A 16,537-nucleotide genomic window follows, 5' to 3' on the forward strand; every position below is an offset into this window, starting at 1 on the left:
CAAAAATTATTTACTACTTCTGATTATGCTATTTTCAGGAGACTGATGCGTTATGCCGGTCCGTTCAGAAAACAATTTTATATTTCAACGGCACTGGCAATAGCCCTTTCAGCGCTTACACCTATCAGGCCGTTATTGGTGGGTATTACGGTAGATAAATATATTATAGGCAACGACTTTCACGGGTTGGTTATAATTTCACTTATCTCACTTGGTGTTTTACTCGCTGAATCCATTGGCAGATATTATTTTTTATTTATTACCAACTGGCTGGGTCAAAATGTGGTAAAAAATTTACGCGTAAAAGTATTTAATCACCTGATTGGCTTGCGATTAACCTATTACAATAATACACCGGTTGGTATTTCTACAACAAGAACAATTAACGACCTGGAAACAATAAACAGTGTTTTTACAGAAGGTGCCATTCAGATTATTGCTGATTTATTAACCATCGTGTTTGTAATTACGTTTATGTTTATTGTAAACTGGCAACTTGCTTTATTGAGTTTGATTAGTTTACCAATGATCATATATGCAACTTATGTTTTTAAAGAAGGTATTAAATCTACATTCCAGGAAGTGCGCACTGCTGTAGCAAAATTAAATTCCTTTTTACAGGAAAGAATTACCGGAATGAAGGTTGTGCAAATATTTAATGCGGAAGCACAGGAATACGAAAATTTTAAATCTATAAATAAAGACCATCGTGGTGCACAGGTGCGTTCGGTGTGGTATTATTCCGTATTTTTTCCGGTGGTAGAAATTATTATTGCCTTTGCCACAGCATTAATGGTTTGGCGCGGCGCACATAGTGTATTGCAGGAACGTGCAACATTAGGTGATATCAACGCATTTATTTTATACCTCAGTATTTTATTCCGGCCATTGCGTATGCTTGCCGATAAATTTAACACCTTGCAAATGGGTGTAGTATCAAGCGACAGGATTTTTAAAATTCTGGATACCAATGAACATATTGAAAATAAGGGCACTTTTGCACCGGAACATGTTCAGGGACATATTGAATTTAAAAATGTTTGGTTTGCATATAAAGATGACAACTGGGTTTTAAAAAATGTAAGTTTTTCGATTAAACCCGGTGAAACCCTCGCCATTGTTGGTGCAACAGGAGCCGGAAAATCTTCAATTATAAATATATTAAATCGTTTTTACGAAATACAAAAAGGTGAAATTTTAGTTGACCATTCACCTGTTCAACATTTTGAATTATCATCACTGCGTAAACAAACCGGAATGGTATTGCAAGATGTATTTTTATTTTCAGGAAGTATTTTTGAAAATATTACGTTGCGCGATACCAATGTAACCCGCGAGCAGGTAGTTCATGCTGCAAAAATGTTAGGTGCACACGATTTTATTATGCGTTTGCCGGGTGGTTATGATTATAATGTAATGGAACGTGGTGCAACATTATCGCTTGGTCAGCGACAGCTTATTTCATTTATACGGGCATTGGTATTTAATCCCGATATATTAATTCTTGATGAAGCAACTTCATCTGTTGATACAGAAACGGAACAGGTAATTCAACATGCAATTGAAAATTTAATCACCGATCGTACATCTATTATCATCGCACACCGCTTAAGCACCATCCGCCGCGCTGATCAGATTTTGGTTTTAGATAAAGGTGAAGTAAAAGAAATTGGCACCCACGAAGAATTATTATTACACAACGGCTATTATAAAAAATTATACGATATGCAGTTTGTAAAAGAACTGGTGCAATAGGGCAAAAAAAAACATCCGCCGAAGCGAATGTTTTTCTCTAAGAGAAATGTTTTCTTAAACAGCTTCAGATAATTCTTTACCTGCTTTGAAACGTACCACATTTTTAGCAGCAATTTTGATTGCTTTACCAGTTTGTGGGTTACGGCCGGTACGAGCAGCACGTTTGCTTACAGAGTAAGTTCCGAAACCTACTAAAGTAACTTTGTCACCTTTTTTTAATGCTTTACGGATTGCAGTCATCATGCTGTCTAAACATGCAGTTGCTTGTGTTTTGGTTAAGCCTGTGTCGGCTGCCATTGCATCGATTAATTCGCCTTTGTTCATTGTAATTTGTTTTATTAGTTATTAAATAAGTTTTACAGCGCCAAAAATACAGTGTTTACGGGCATTTCAAAATATTAATTCGCCGGAACCCCTGTATTTTCAACACTTTATACACATTTAGCGGCTGAAATGCCCGTATTTGAAGGGTTTGGGCACTTTTTGGCACTTATTTCCGGTAAAAATTGAAGAATTGCGATATTTATTTTTTTCACGAAACCTTACCCCACTGTTTAATTTTCCATTTTTGCTCAGATAAATACTTCCTGAGCGACTGGTTTTCGGGTTTTTCGAGCTGTGCATCATCGGTTAAAAGCTCCTCTGCAGAACTTCTTGCCTCTCGCATAATATGTTCGTCGGTGGCAATATTGGCTATTTTAAAATTTGGTGCTCCGCTTTGTCTGGTGCCTTCAATTTCTCCCGGTCCGCGCAACTGCATATCTACTTCCGAAATTTTAAAACCATCATTAGTTTGTATCATCGTTTGTATGCGCGTGCGAGCATCGTTATTTAATTTATCTCCGGTCATTAATATACAAAACGATTGATGTGCACCACGCCCAACACGGCCTCTTAATTGATGTAATTGTGCTAATCCAAATCGCTCTGCATTTTCAATAATCATAACAGTTGCATTTGGCACATTTACACCAACTTCAATTACCGTTGTGCTCACCATTATTTGTGTATTATTTTTCAGGAAACGCTGCATTTCAAATTCTTTATCTGCAGGTTTCATTTTTCCGTGCATAATACTTAAATGATATTCCGGCCGCGGAAATGCGCGTTCAAATGCCTGAACACCTTCCATTAAATTATTTAAATCAAGTTTCTCACTTTCCTGTATCAACGGATAAATTACAAATACCTGTCGACCTTCTTTTATTTGTTCTTTTAAAAATCCAAAAACCTGTAAGCGCTCACTTTCTTTTCGGTGAACAGTTTTTATTTGTTTTCTTCCCGGTGGCAATTCATCAATAACACTCACATCCAAATCACCATAATACGTCATTGCCAGAGTGCGCGGAATCGGCGTGGCAGTCATTACCAAAATATGTGGTGAAATATTATTTTTTGCCCACAACTTCGCCCTTTGCTCAACACCAAAACGATGTTGTTCATCTATAACTACACATCCCAAATTATTAAATTTAACGGTATCTTCAATTAAAGCATGTGTGCCGATTAAAATATGAATTTTACCACTTTCTAAATCTTCGAAAATGGTTTTTCTTCTTTTTCCTTTTACACTGCCGGTAAGCAATTCAACACGCAAATTGAGTGGTTGCATTAATTCTTTAATACCGGTATAATGTTGTTGGGCTAAAATTTCGGTCGGCGCCATTAAACAACTCTGGAAATTGTTATCAATTGCCATCAACATGGTGAGCAACGCTACAACAGTTTTACCACTTCCTACATCACCTTGCAACAATCTGTTCATTTGCCTTCCACTCAAAACATCTTTCCTGATTTCCTTCACCACACGTTTTTGTGCATTGGTGAGTTCAAATGGTAAATGCTCGTTATAAAATGGTGTAAATAAATTATCAATATTTTTTAAAATAAATCCAATGCTGGTGCTGTGGCGATATTGTTTTACGCGCAACAATTTTATTTGATCAATAAATAACTCCTCATATTTTAAACGGCGAATAGCATGTTGAAGATGTGGTTCCGAATCAGGAAAATGAATTTGTTTATAGGCATCCCATCGCGCTAATAATTTATATTTATTGCGAATAGATTCCGGTAAAATTTCAAATAATTCTTTCGGGTCGAGTTGCTCCAGAACAAAATGCGTATATCTTGCAATGGCTTTACTGTTAATGCCGCGTGCTTTTAATTTTTCTGTTCCTGAATAAACAGGTTGAATTTTCCCGCTGAGTTGAAAATCTGCAGTAACCGTATCTTCAATTTCAGGATGGGTAATATTTAAATTACCATTAAAAAAATAAGGTTTCCCAAATACCTGATATTGTGTATCCGGCTTTAAAGTTTTTTGCAGCCAGGAAATACCGTTAAACCAAACCAATTCAATTGTTCCTGTGCCATCATCTAAAGTTGCCACCAAACGTTTTGCGCGTTTTAATCCGACAACATGAATATTTTTTAGTTTACCTTTTAATTGAATATCTTTTACATCTTCAGTTTGCATAGCGAGATGTAATGCCTCCTTAACCGTTTTAAAATCGGTTCTGTCAATATACCGGTAAGGAAAAAATTGAATTAAATCGAGGCAATTATCCAACAACAATTCTTTGCGCAACAATTCCGCCCTCGCTTCGCCAACGCCTTTCACATATATTAGAGGTGTATTTAAACTCAATATTGCCACGCCATAAAGATAGCAAGGCCGCGGTATTTTTTGAATGTTATTTTGAGAGTAGGATTAATTAGCAGATTAGCTAATGGGTTTCGGTGGTTGGATGACAATCTGACCTTTTAAATTCGATTGTTTAATTATTATAATAATCAATTGACAGCGTAATGGGCTGACACATGGGTCAGCCCCTACGGTTGCTCCGAATGAAATTCTTACGATGAATTAGCAAATTAGCTGATTAGCAAATTAGCAAATGGGGTTTTATCGATTTGATGAAAATGATTGCTCCGAATGAACAGCTTACTCAAAACCGGCTGTTCAATTGGTGATTTATATGGTTATAATTAGTAGTTCTATTGTACTTCATCACGGGCTAATATTGATTAGCCCCAACGTGAGCTCCGAATGAACACCTTACTCAAAACCGGCTGTTAATCAGCACATCAACACATTAGCACATTAGCACATTATTAATCCTTCCACTGCCAACTCGCCAACATCCCTTCAATATCATTAATCATATATTGAATTACGGGTTTCAGTGAATCGGCATTTGGGGCGGTGTTAAAGTAGAGGGCGCCGCGAACGAAATTGGTAGTGGTATCGGTTACAAAAAATTGAAAATTGCTGGCTGCATCTCCGCCAACATAATAAATTAATCCTCTTACACCATATTGATTTTCAATTTCCTGAGGTTCGATAAAATCGGCGCGGGAACTGTGTTTATAGGTAAGTTTATAGGCATCTTCAATTAATTGTTCAACAGAAGTTTCTTTCGATAATTCTTTATAACTAAAATAAATTGTTGCATTTAAATCTTTACAAATTAAATTCATCCAACACGGATTTTCAGGCGCCTGATTAAAAAATGTAACACGATCGTTTATTTCGTAATAATCGGGTAATAAAAATGTATAGGGACAATCAGGGTCGTTATATTGCACAGTATCTTTTGCAACCGGATAAATTATTTGTGGGTATCCACTTTCTCTTGGCGTAACATCAGTTTCGCATGAAACCAGAAATGCCAGCGGCAGTAAAACGAGTTGTAAAAAAAATAATTTTTTATTCATTACAGGTTAATAACGCTTAAAAATAAAAAAACTTGCAATAGGTATTGCAAGTTTTGTGGTTGATAAACTATTTAATGATTGTCGGTAAAACTCAAAATGGAAGTGAATCGTCCACAATCATATCCTTTTCATTTTCAGGATGTGTGTGCGACATCTCATAATCGGTAGAAGATTGTGTTCCACCATTACCACCGGGGCGTGGACCGAGCAGCGTGAAATTTTCAGCTACAATTTCGGTAATGTATCGTTTGTTGCCCTCACGGTCTTCCCAGGAGCGGTTTTTTATGCGGCCTTCAATATATACTTTGGCCCCTTTTCTTAAAATTTTGCCTGCAATTTCGGCTAATTTGCCCCACATGGCGATATTATGCCATTCGGTTTGTTCTACCTTATTGCCATTGCGATCGCGATAAACTTCGGTGGTAGCCAGTGTAAAATTTGCCACCACATTACCGCCCTCAAAATTTCTCAGGTCAGGGTCTTTACCCAGATTACCAATGAGAATTACTTTGTTTACTCCACTCATAATGTATTGTCTTTTTTATATGCTTTGAACGTTTTTACTACTCAAAAATACATGCAAAAATGAATTTATTACGCAGGTATTTTCATGTTAAAAATAATCATTTTTTTTCAAAAAATCACGAATTACACCCGGAAATGTAAAATCGGATAAATCTTTAAAACTTACCTGTATACTGTCTTTGCGCTGAATTTGTTTGAAATTTCCAATGTCGATGATATAAAATCTGCACCATAACGTTTGATGCGTTAATTGTTGTTTAAACACGTTACTTTCAACAATGTGAAAAGGTTTTTTTATGCTGAGTGCTTTATACTCAGGCAGTTGCATAATTTCCGTTAAATCGGCTTGTTTCGGTGTTTCAATTAATGGGAATTGAAATAGTGATTTCCAGATGTCATTTCCTGTTCTTTGTTCAAGCAACACTTTTTTCCCGTCGCGCAGTATCAGAAAATGGAAATACCGGTTTTTTTTCACTGTTTTTTTTGATTTAAAAGGGTAGCTGCCGGTCATATCTTCACTAAATGCCACACAACTTTTATTGAACGGACAATTTGGGCAATCGGGCTGACGTGGCTTGCAGACCAAAGAACCAAAATCCATCATCGCCTGATTAAAAGTGGCCGCATTTTTATGATCGAGCAAATCATTCGCTTTTTGTTGAATAATAGCTTTGCCCAGAGGGGTATCCACCGGCTCGCGGATACCAAAATACCTTGATAACACCCGAAGCACATTCCCATCTACCACCGCAAAGGGTTTTTTATAGGCATATGATAGTATGGCATGAGCCGTATAAGTGCCTATTCCTTTTAACTGAATTAGCCCTTCAAAGGTGTCAGGAAACTTCCCATCTAGTTCATTTACAATACTTTTAGCTGTGGAATGCATGTTCCTGGCACGGGAATAATACCCCAAACCCTCCCACATTTTCAACACTTCTTCCGATGGGGCTTTGGCCAAATGTTGGACCGTTGGATATTTTTTTTGGAATTTTAGAAAATAAGCCAATCCCTGCTCAACCCTAGTCTGTTGCAGTATTACCTCACTCAGCCACACTAAATACGGGTCATTAGAACCAATCCATGGTAAATTACGTTGATATAAATTATACCATCGGAACAGTTTTTGTGTGAATTGATTTCGCATTGAAGCACAATAATACAAACTGTTAAAAAATATAAGGCATATAAAATAAAAAGCCGAATTTTGTGGTTTAAAGTGCTGATTATCAAACTAAAACGAAAGTACCTATGAGAAAAGCTGATATCGTTAATCGTATTACGGAAAAAACCGGACTCGAAAAAGTTGATGTCATGGTTGTGGTTGAAGCCTTTTGCAAGGAGATACGCGAAAGCATGGCAGAGGGCAACAACGTTTATGTAAGAGGATTTGGAAGTTTTGTGGTGAAAACACGAAAGAAAAAAATCGGACGTATTATTAAGAAAAACATAGCAATAGAAATCCCTGAACAAAAAATACCTGCATTTAAACCGGCAAAAGTATTTATGGATAGAATTAAAACCGGTAAAAAGTCAAAAGCAAGTTTATAAGGTGAAGTCGTTGTATGTAGCAATTTTACTGGCTGTGATTGCAATAGCCGTATTGTTTTTCGGATTTAGTAATAAACCTCCTGTTCGCTCTGCCTTTGATGAGCAGCGGGAAAAACTGATAGATTCCTTAAATTACCCGAACAGTGCCCAACTGGAGGATATGCATAGCGATATGCTAAAATCTTCACAGGGTTCAAAAGGTGCACTTATTCAGCAACTTTCTGATGAATGGTTGCAGTTAGGTCAGCCTGCTATAGCGGCAGATTATCTTCGTCAAAAGGCTGATAATGATCCCTCGTATGAAAATTTTATGCGCGCAGGTTCTGCATTAAGCAGTTTAATAGATTTTGTTCAGGAAGAAAATTTACGCGCCAGTGTAGTGTATGGGGCAAGATATTGTTTTGAGGAAGCCACACAATTACAACCAGATGATTTAGATGCAAAGATAGGCCTGGCAACGGTTTTGGTAAGTGGAACCAATGCGCCTATGGAAGGAATTATGATGCTCAGAGAGATAGATGCAGCCCATCCGGACAACCCAAAGGTGAACCTGGAATTGGGGCGTTTTTCGGTTATGAGCGGACAAATGGATAAAGCTTTGGAACGATTTGACAAAGTTTTACAAAAAGATTCCCTAAATTTGCAGGCTCGTTACATGAAGGCGCAAACGTATTTAGGGTTAAAAGATACGTCGGCAGCCATTTTGGAACTGGAAAGACTGAAATCAATGACCACCGATTCGATGATTGTCAATCAGGTGCAAGCTGAGATACATAATTTAAATCATTAAAAAATCACTTAGTATGCCATCAGGTAAGAAACGTAAAAGACATAAAATGGCCACTCACAAGCGTAAAAAACGCCTGAGAAAGAATCGCCATAAAAAGAAATAAGAACTGGCATCTTTTCCGCCCTTTATATTTTCCGACCTCAACCGTTTTATTAATTCCATAAAGGGAGAAAATCCGTATTTATTTTGGAAAGGGAACTTATTATTAATTCAACTCCAACCGGAGCTGAAATTGCATTATTAGAAGATAAACAACTCGTAGAGATTCATCGCGACTCTCAGAGCAGCCGCTTCAATGTGGGCGATTTGTATCTCGGAAGGGTTAAAAAAATTACGCCCGGTTTGAACGCCTGCTTCGTAGATGTAGGCTTCGAGCGCGACGCGTTTTTGCATTATTCGGACCTCAACCCGAATTTTCGCTCTATATATAAATATACCAAAGCCGCTCAGGAAGGTAATCCGTTCAGAATGGATGCTTTTCAAAAGGAACCTGAAATTATCAAAACAGGCAAGGTAAATAATGTAGTTGCGAAAAATCAGCATATTCTGGTGCAAATCATCAAAGAGCCTATTCAAACGAAAGGCCCGCGATTAAGCTGTGAAATTTCACTGGCCGGTCGTTATTTGGTGCTTACTCCGTTTAATGAAGTTGTTGGTGTTTCTCGTAAAATTGCTTCCGCCAACGAAAGAAAACGTTTGCAGGCATTAATCGAACAATTACGTCCGAAAGGTTTTGGTGTTATTATTCGCACCGTTGCCGATGGTGTAAGCACTCAACAGCTGCACGAAGATTTAAACGACCTGATTGCACAATGGGCTGAAATAACCAAACGTTTACAACATTTACAGGCGCCTCAAATAGTTTACAGCGAAACACGCAAAACAAATACCTTATTACGCGATGTACTCAACGATTCATTTAACAATGTGGTGGTAAACGAACCATCTATTGCCAATGAAATAAAAGATTATATCAAAAAAATAAGTCCGGGCTCCGAAAAAATGGTCAACCTGCATAATACAGGTAAATCGGTGTTCGATCAATTTGGCGTTACGAAACAAATAAAATCTTTATTTGGTCGCACGGTAAATATGGACAGCGGTGCCTATTTAATTGTTGAACATACGGAAGCCTTACACGTAATCGACGTGAATAGCGGAAATAAAACTGCAGTTAAAGGTGATCAGGAACAAAATGCCGTTTCTGTAAATGTAGAAGCAGCAAAAGAAATTGCACGTCAATTGCGTTTGCGCGATTTGGGTGGAATTATTATTGTCGATTTTATCGATATGAAACATCCTGATAATAAAAAGGCTGTTTACAATGCATTAAAAGAGGCAATGGCGAACGACAGAGCCAAACATACCATATTGCCTATTTCTAAATTTGGTGTTGCTCAAATTACCCGCCAACGTGTTCGGCCTGAAGTAAATATTACAACAACCGAAGTTTGTCCTACTTGCACAGGAACCGGTAAAATTGAAGCCAGCGTATTATTAATTGATGATATTGAACGTAAAATTAAATACCTGGTAAAAAATCAAAATCAGCAATACATTAAATTAGTTGTACATCCTTACGTTGAAGCCTTTATTAAAAAAGGAAGATTTTTTAACAGTATACAATGGAAATGGTACTGGGAATACAAACGTAAAATTCATATCATGGGCAGCAACGAATTTCAATATATGGAATATCGCTTTTTCGATAAAGGTGATGAAGAGATACATGTGGAGTGATGTGAAAACAATCCGTTATTTTAATAATTTATTATTGCTGATTATTTGGAGCAGCTACATCCACCTTTAAAGTTACATCCCTTCCCGCTCTTCGTTTCAACAAACTCATTACATTTCATAGCCGGGTAGCATATTTATTATTTCATCAAATTAATATTTTTAGAATACCCAAACACAAGGTTTGTTTCCACTTCGATCGGGGCTAGGTCAACTGCAGTGCTTCGTATTTAATTTTTTTGTGAAATCCTTAAAACTTAAACACCCATTCCATATTCCCTGTATCTGTATTAATTGATACGCAGGTAAAATTATCATCGAGATTAGGATGTGTTTTAAATATAATTACCAAGCTCGATTTGCGGTTGTAAACGCGTGTAATTTCGCCATCAATGCCAAGCAATGCCGTTACATCAAATTGCCATAAATTATTTTCTGTGTTGTAATTATATTTACTGATTATTCGATGTGCATCTTCCGCAATTTTATTTTTATGCCAGATGTAAAGCACAGGCTCTTTATTTGTTGTTCCTACAGGACTGTAGTTTCTATCGGTATAATAAACATCTTTATTTAAACTGATACCATTAACTAAAAATTGTCCTTCAATAAATTGATTACCGGAAATTACAGTGGTTGGGTTATTTTCTTTTTTTGCCGCTACTCGCGTTATTGAAGAAATATTATTTTGATTGCTGATTTTTAGCAAATCGCCTCCGGGAAGTAACATGGTGTTTTGTGTAGAATAACCGGCAGCTCTATAAAAGTTGCTGAGATAGGGATTACTCATACGCAATTGCATATAAAATTCATCTTCAGGGGCTTTTATTTCAGTAATTTTATTATTGTTTAAATCATAACTGTAATGTAATCCGTTTTCAGTTGTGAAATAAAATTGTTTTTTACCGATATCCATCCCGATATATTTATCTTCAATTGCACGATCGTATCCTGTAGTTTTTACGAGTGGTGATGTAATGCCCGCAGTTTTTAATGCCGCTGCAAAATTGTTTTCAGCTATGGTTAAGCCGGGCAAAGTGCGTGTATGCAATCCATTGGTGTAATCGTAATACCAGTTTTTATCATGCACATTGCCTAAATAATATGGAATAAGCTCCGGAGCTGAATTTTTAAAATCCTGTTGTTTTACAATCTTACCTGTAATCACATCAATCACCAATTGCTGATAGTCGGTGCGGCCATTTACAAAAATACCTTGTTGACTTAATACGGTATAATAACTGCTCACCACCTGAATATATTTTTTATTGTTTTGGCTGCTTAGCGCTGTGGAATAAATTTGCGAGTAATAATCATTTTTCGCAATTATCTTTTTCCAGATGAGCTTACCGGTTTTGATATTGATATTAAATAATTGATTGTCGATACCTAACAACAAAGTATCTCCACTGCCAAATACTGAATTTACTTTATAACTCGCACGGTGGTTGCTTAAAATAATTCCTGTTGGTAAGGTAAATTGTTTTTGAATTGTTTTGTTATTAATACTGCTGAGTAATAATTCTGATTTATCACCTAAGGTTTTTGCGTGCAGAATTAAACTTTGTTCCGGATTTAGAAAAGGCGGATTAATTACGGTTTTGGTTTCTGCATTATAGGCAGCAATTAAAGCCGGCTCAATAAATGGACTATTTTCTGTTGTGGTATTTTTAACGACAGGCTGAGGGCATAAGGTTTTTTTAATGGTACGCAATGTAGTTCCTTCAAAGGTATACGTGCAACTGTCGAAACCAACTACAGTGTTTGATGTGTGATTTAAATTAAATGAAGCAGTAGCATTGGTTGTTGCCTGTAAAATTTCCTGTGTTAACTGGTTTACATCAATAGGCTGACCTGAAATAGCCTGCTCAATGGTTTTATCTATTATTGAATTGTAATCGTTTTTAGGATGTATTTCAATTGGTGCAATTGTTTTAAATGAACTCCCGTCTAACCAAATATTTTTACCTGAAACTGTTGTAACCATTAATGCATTTTGTTCTTTGTCAAATGCATATAATTCATTTAAATTTCCGAGGTTATCGTTTACCTTAGCCAACCCTTCCTTCAATAAATCGTTTTTAGCAATTAAATTTTCTTGCGATAGAATAATATTTAAATCTGTTACACTGCGTCCATGTATGCCGTCTTTTGCATTGTACATCCAAAACACCGTATCCCGTGTTCCGATAATACTGGAATTCATATCACTTAAATTGCCTAATACCTCCCGTTTTATCAATTCTCCTTTATTTAGGGTATGCAGACTTAAACGTATTTCGGTTGAACCGCTGCGCATGGTAAATCCACCTTTTTGTTCATATATGGAAGTTTTAAATACACCTTCAACACTGATAAAATATTCGACACCTTTTGCCGAAGCAGGATAAACCTGATAAACATAATTGGCATCGCTGCTTTTTGCAGAGCGGAAAAAACCGGTGCCTTGGCAGGAACGTATTGAAAAAAACAATACGGTTATAACCAGTCCGAATACTACGAGCAGGACTAACCCTATTAAGGGTTTTTTGTTGGAGGTTTGATAAAATGTCATAAATAAATTTATTTATCAGGATAAATATTTTCCTTCAATAGGCATACGTCGGCCCACACCAAATGCTTTAGGTGAAACACGCAACACAGGAGGAAACTGGAATCGTTTCCATTCATTATTATTCACCATTTTTAATGTTCTGCGCACCGTAAATTCATCAAAACCAAGATCTAAAATATCTTGCGGACTTTGTGATAACTCAATATATTGATATAATATTTTGTCCAATATTTCATAAGGTGGCAGGGTGTCCTGGTCTTTTTGGCCGGGTCGTAATTCTGCACTCGGTGCTTTTATAATGATATGTTGTGGTATTATTTCTTTCTCGCGGTTTATGTAAGCAACTAGCTCATATACTTCTGTTTTGTAAACATCGGCGAGCACGGCTAATCCGCCGCATAAATCGCCATACAATGTGCCATAACCAACTGCAGCCTCACTTTTATTTGTAGTATTCAATAAAATATAGCCGTGTTTATTACACATCGCCATCAGTGTCATGCCTCTTAGTCGTGCCTGAATATTTTCTTCTGTTACATCAAAAGGTTTATTATCAAATAACGGCGTTAATTCATTTACCACCTGATCATACATATTTTTAATGGCAATAGTATCGTGTTTTATGCCGATATTTTTTGCAAGATCGAGCGCGTCAGTTACGGAGTGTCCCGTTGAATATTGTGAAGGCATTAATAATCCCCAAACATTTTCTGCACCAAGTGCATCTGCAGCAAGCACAGCAGTTAATGCAGAATCAACACCACCACTTAATCCGAGAATGGCTTTCTTGAAACCTAATTTTTCGAAATAATTTTTAATGCCGGTTACTAATGCGCGATAAATTAATTCGATTTTTTCTTTTGGTTGGACATTGTCCAAGGTTTGCGTTTTTGCAGAAGCAATAACTTCATCTAAATCATAAACACTTAACTGTTCTTCAAAATAACGCATTTCATCGTACACCACCGAATTAGCATTAACAACAATACTTCCTCCATCAAAAATTAAATCGGTTTGAGCCCCGCAGTGATTTACATAAAATACAGGAATTTTATATTTAGCGGTATTCGCTTTTAAGGTTGTAATTCTTCCGGCAGCATGGTCATAATCGAATGGTGATGCAGAAATGTTTAACATTACTTCAGGTTGTACTTTATCTTTTATGAGTACATCCATCGGGCAGGCTTTGTACATCGGATTGTCATTTCCAACGTTCCACAAATCTTCACAAACGGTTAATGCTATTTTGCGACCTTTAAATGTGATATTTTGAAATTCAGTAGCCGGCTCAAAGTAGCGATATTCATCAAAAATATCATACGTAGGCAGCAATGCTTTATTTACGATATGTTTTATCTCCCCCTCAAAAATAAAAAAAGCTGAATTGAATAAATCTTTACCTTCAATTTTCGGATTGCGACTTGGTGAACCAACTACCACAGCAATATCTTGTGTAAGTGGTTTAATTTTATCAATTACTTCGTAACATTTATCTACAAAATCATCAAAATCTAAAAAATCGCGTGGCGGGTAACCACACACACTTAATTCAGGAAATAAAATAATATCAGCCTGTAATTTTTTTGCATCTTGAATAAACTGTTCAATTTTATTGAAATTTGATTCAAAGTTGCCAATGTGGACATTAATTTGAGCTAGAGCAATTTTCATAAAAAAAGTCACGCCTTTTGAGCGTGACAAATTTAAAGGTTTTTATCTGCTTGTTACTTAAAACAATACGCCTATACGGATACCTAGTTGTTTCAGGAAGGCATTGTTGTCGTCAATATCATCATCAAGAATATTGGCAAAGCCGTTTTGGAAGAAAATACCGGCCATGATATTGGTATTTTCTGCAATTGAATATTCAGTTCCGATGCCAAGCGTAAGGCTCATATTAAACAATTGATTTTGAGCGCCTGTGAGGTTGTCTTTGTCTCTCAGGTTTACATCTTCAACAACAGCAATATCATTTACCAATAAATCGCCACGGCTTTTAATACAAATACCCGGTGTAATACCAAACTGACCATAATAGCTGAAATAATTAATTTCATTGGTGCGCAGCCTGATGGTAAGTGGAACTTCTATGTATTGTGAGCGGGCATCCCATTCTGCTGTGATATCAAAAGCAGTATCGGTTGAAGTAATTCCAACTCTTACATAATTGATGATTACTCCGGTTGAAAATGCATACCGTTCAACACTACCAATTGTTTGATCGAATAATAAACCATATTGGAAGCCTGCTTTGGTTCCAACACTTTCATATAATTCACCGTCAACTTTTACCCAGTCAAAAACCGGGCTTGCCGTTAAGCCGAAACGGAATTGTTGCGCTTGCACTGCAGAGAGTATTGCGCAAAAAAACAGGGTGGATAATATAATTTTCTTCATACCTTATTAGTTTTACATTTTAAATTAAGAGATACATGGTGCACAAACATAGGTTATTTTTTGTAATTCTCAGCATAAGCATACTAGGATTGACATTGGCGACGGGTTGTGGGAAAAAAAATAACAATCCGCATCCTGATATTTCTAATGTGCCGGAGCAACAAGTTTCCATTATCCGATTGGAAAAATTAATAGGTGCTGCTAATCCAGATAATTATACAAGTGTTTTTGAAGGTATTGAAAAGCAATATCCCGAAATTTTTAATTCCTATAATGCCAACTTTTGGGGTTTAGTTAAAGATGATACCACACAACATTACAATTTGTATGATTCACTGTATCAGAATACTGCGGGCAATGAATGGATGGGCAGGCTGGAAGACAGTGTGGCATTGATTTACAACGATATTTCCGATATTGAAAAGAACTTAGCCAGGCTTTTCGGTATTACAAATATTATTTCCCGGACAGCAGCTTGCCCCAAGTTTACACCTATTTAGGCCCATTTGTTTACCAAACATTATTTAATGAAACCACGGTTGGTATTGAGTTAGACATGTATATGGGTCAGCATTTCGGTTATTATGGCAGTTTTGAAAATAACATGCCGCTGTATATCACATTCCGTTTCGACAGACCATATATTCCGTTAAATGTGATGCGGAGTTTAATGGATGGTTATATACCTGCACCGCCGGCTCCGGAAATGTCGCTGCTGGATGCTATGGTTTTGGAGGGAAAAATGATGTATTACCTCGATTGTGTGCTGCCCGACATGGAAGATTCTGTTAAAATGGGTTATACCGAAGCCCAATTGGAGTGGTGTTATGATAATGAGGCAGAAATTTGGAAGTTTTTAGCAGGTGAGGAATTGTTATTTTCTAAGCGCACTGATGATATGCGACGCTATATGGATGATGCACCTACATCGCAGGGAATGCCCGAAGATGCGCCCGGAAGGGTTGCTGCATGGACAGGTTGGCAAATAATAAGAGCCTTTATGCAGGAAAATCCGGATACGAATTTATATGAATTGTTTTATGAAACAGATGCGCTGAAGATTCTAAAACTGTCAGGATACGGACCTGAAGATTAATTGAGCATAAATGGCGCTATCATCTGGAATTCAGGAATAATAACATCAAAGTATTGGCCGTCCATAGTTCTCACCATCAGGTAAGTGCCTTTCATTTTTCCCATTGGGGCAATTAAATGGCATCCTGAAACATATTGATGCATGTGGCCGGGTTCAATAACCGGTGTTTCGCCTATAACACCTTCACCTTCTACTTCGCGCCAAATGCCCATTCCGTCGTAAATATGCCAATGTCTGCGCAGCAACTGAACGGTATTTTCACTTTTATTTTCGATGGTAATACGGTAGGCAAACACAAACTCGCCTCTACGGGAGTGATCCGGTTGAAAAAAGGTTTCAACGCTTACTTTTACACCTTGTGTTATGGATGTTACCATGTCCACGTAAAAGTAGTTAAAAATCAAATTTGTTC

Annotated in this window: 15 protein-coding genes; 6 read left to right on the forward strand and 9 right to left on the reverse strand. The window is 36.9% G+C overall.

Annotated features, from left to right (window positions below; genetic code table 11):
- Window positions 1-45: 45 nt before the first annotated feature.
- Window positions 46-1,755: an ABC transporter ATP-binding protein gene (locus IPI65_11245; protein ID MBK7442086.1), complete on the forward strand. Its 1,710-nt coding sequence runs from the start codon at window positions 46-48 to the stop codon at window positions 1,753-1,755.
- 54 nt (window positions 1,756-1,809) lie between these two features.
- Here the strand turns inward: IPI65_11245 and IPI65_11250 are convergent, their stop codons facing one another.
- From IPI65_11250 to mutY, 5 genes are all read right to left on the reverse strand, one after another.
- On the reverse strand, window positions 1,810-2,079 hold the full coding sequence (locus tag IPI65_11250; protein MBK7442087.1) for an HU family DNA-binding protein: 270 nt from the start codon (window positions 2,077-2,079) through the stop codon (window positions 1,810-1,812).
- Between the two features lie 208 nt (window positions 2,080-2,287).
- Window positions 2,288-4,408, reverse strand: coding sequence for an ATP-dependent DNA helicase RecG (gene recG, locus IPI65_11255; GenBank protein ID MBK7442088.1), 2,121 nt, complete (start codon window positions 4,406-4,408; stop codon window positions 2,288-2,290).
- A 464-nt stretch (window positions 4,409-4,872) separates the two neighbouring features.
- Complete coding sequence (locus tag IPI65_11260; protein ID MBK7442089.1) at window positions 4,873-5,475, reverse strand: hypothetical protein; 603 nt, start codon at window positions 5,473-5,475, stop codon at window positions 4,873-4,875.
- A 91-nt stretch (window positions 5,476-5,566) separates the two neighbouring features.
- Entirely contained in the window at window positions 5,567-6,001 is a 435-nt protein-coding gene (locus IPI65_11265) for a single-stranded DNA-binding protein (protein MBK7442090.1), read from the reverse strand.
- A gap of 87 nt (window positions 6,002-6,088) precedes the next feature.
- Window positions 6,089-7,147 carry an A/G-specific adenine glycosylase gene (gene mutY / locus IPI65_11270; GenBank protein MBK7442091.1) on the reverse strand — a complete coding sequence of 353 codons (1,059 nt, stop codon included), beginning with the start codon at window positions 7,145-7,147 and terminating at the stop codon, window positions 6,089-6,091.
- Between the two features lie 104 nt (window positions 7,148-7,251).
- Here mutY and IPI65_11275 point away from each other — a divergent pair, with 104 nt between their 5' ends.
- From IPI65_11275 to IPI65_11285, 3 genes are all read left to right on the forward strand, one after another.
- Window positions 7,252-7,551, forward strand: a complete 300-nt coding sequence (locus IPI65_11275) for an HU family DNA-binding protein (GenBank protein MBK7442092.1) — start codon at window positions 7,252-7,254, stop codon at window positions 7,549-7,551.
- A gap of 1 nt (window position 7,552) precedes the next feature.
- Window positions 7,553-8,341 (forward strand): tetratricopeptide repeat protein, encoded by a 789-nt coding sequence (locus IPI65_11280; protein MBK7442093.1) that lies wholly within the window; start codon window positions 7,553-7,555, stop codon window positions 8,339-8,341.
- A gap of 186 nt (window positions 8,342-8,527) precedes the next feature.
- Window positions 8,528-10,081, forward strand: a complete 1,554-nt coding sequence (locus IPI65_11285) for an Rne/Rng family ribonuclease (GenBank protein MBK7442094.1) — start codon at window positions 8,528-8,530, stop codon at window positions 10,079-10,081.
- Between the two features lie 247 nt (window positions 10,082-10,328).
- Here IPI65_11285 and IPI65_11290 read toward each other — a convergent pair whose 3' ends face one another.
- From IPI65_11290 to IPI65_11300, 3 genes are read right to left on the reverse strand one after another with little or no spacing between them, the layout of a single operon-like run.
- Window positions 10,329-12,632 carry a hypothetical protein gene (locus IPI65_11290; GenBank protein MBK7442095.1) on the reverse strand — a complete coding sequence of 768 codons (2,304 nt, stop codon included), beginning with the start codon at window positions 12,630-12,632 and terminating at the stop codon, window positions 10,329-10,331.
- A 15-nt stretch (window positions 12,633-12,647) separates the two neighbouring features.
- A complete protein-coding gene (locus IPI65_11295; GenBank protein ID MBK7442096.1) occupies window positions 12,648-14,303 on the reverse strand; it encodes an NAD+ synthase in 1,656 nt (551 codons plus the stop codon).
- Between the two features lie 57 nt (window positions 14,304-14,360).
- On the reverse strand, window positions 14,361-15,029 hold the full coding sequence (locus IPI65_11300; protein ID MBK7442097.1) for an outer membrane beta-barrel protein: 669 nt from the start codon (window positions 15,027-15,029) through the stop codon (window positions 14,361-14,363).
- 35 nt (window positions 15,030-15,064) lie between these two features.
- On the opposite strand from IPI65_11300, the gene IPI65_11305 reads away from it, so the two are divergent.
- Together IPI65_11305 and IPI65_11310 are read left to right on the forward strand one after the other, a co-directional pair.
- Window positions 15,065-15,529, forward strand: a complete 465-nt coding sequence (locus IPI65_11305; GenBank protein ID MBK7442098.1) for a hypothetical protein — start codon at window positions 15,065-15,067, stop codon at window positions 15,527-15,529.
- Window positions 15,505-16,125 (forward strand): hypothetical protein, encoded by a 621-nt coding sequence (locus IPI65_11310; GenBank protein MBK7442099.1) that lies wholly within the window; start codon window positions 15,505-15,507, stop codon window positions 16,123-16,125. Before IPI65_11305 ends, IPI65_11310 begins: the two co-directional genes overlap by 25 nt.
- On the opposite strand, the gene apaG is transcribed toward IPI65_11310, so the two are convergent.
- Window positions 16,122-16,502 (reverse strand): Co2+/Mg2+ efflux protein ApaG, encoded by a 381-nt coding sequence (gene apaG / locus IPI65_11315; GenBank protein MBK7442100.1) that lies wholly within the window; start codon window positions 16,500-16,502, stop codon window positions 16,122-16,124. The two genes, IPI65_11310 and apaG, sit on opposite strands and share 4 nt — an antisense overlap.
- Between the last annotated feature and the right edge of the window lie 35 nt (window positions 16,503-16,537).

This window comes from Bacteroidota bacterium, assembly GCA_016706255.1.
In the GTDB taxonomy this organism is placed as follows: domain Bacteria; phylum Bacteroidota; class Bacteroidia; order Chitinophagales; family BACL12; genus UBA7236.

What these genes read in the sequence shown, in the direction of transcription:
- IPI65_11245 (MBK7442086.1), top strand. Translation starts at nt 46, where the DNA reads ATGCGTTATGCCGGTCCGTTCAGAAAACAATTTTATATTTCAACGGCA.
- IPI65_11250 (MBK7442087.1), bottom strand. Translation starts at nt 2,079, where the DNA reads ATGAACAAAGGCGAATTAATCGATGCAATGGCAGCCGACACAGGCTTA.
- IPI65_11260 (MBK7442089.1), bottom strand. Translation starts at nt 5,475, where the DNA reads ATGAATAAAAAATTATTTTTTTTACAACTCGTTTTACTGCCGCTGGCA.
- IPI65_11265 (MBK7442090.1), bottom strand. Translation starts at nt 6,001, where the DNA reads ATGAGTGGAGTAAACAAAGTAATTCTCATTGGTAATCTGGGTAAAGAC.
- mutY (MBK7442091.1), bottom strand. Translation starts at nt 7,147, where the DNA reads ATGCGAAATCAATTCACACAAAAACTGTTCCGATGGTATAATTTATAT.
- IPI65_11275 (MBK7442092.1), top strand. Translation starts at nt 7,252, where the DNA reads ATGAGAAAAGCTGATATCGTTAATCGTATTACGGAAAAAACCGGACTC.
- IPI65_11290 (MBK7442095.1), bottom strand. Translation starts at nt 12,632, where the DNA reads ATGACATTTTATCAAACCTCCAACAAAAAACCCTTAATAGGGTTAGTC.
- IPI65_11295 (MBK7442096.1), bottom strand. Translation starts at nt 14,303, where the DNA reads ATGAAAATTGCTCTAGCTCAAATTAATGTCCACATTGGCAACTTTGAA.
- IPI65_11300 (MBK7442097.1), bottom strand. Translation starts at nt 15,029, where the DNA reads ATGAAGAAAATTATATTATCCACCCTGTTTTTTTGCGCAATACTCTCT.
- IPI65_11305 (MBK7442098.1), top strand. Translation starts at nt 15,065, where the DNA reads ATGGTGCACAAACATAGGTTATTTTTTGTAATTCTCAGCATAAGCATA.
- apaG (MBK7442100.1), bottom strand. Translation starts at nt 16,502, where the DNA reads ATGGTAACATCCATAACACAAGGTGTAAAAGTAAGCGTTGAAACCTTT.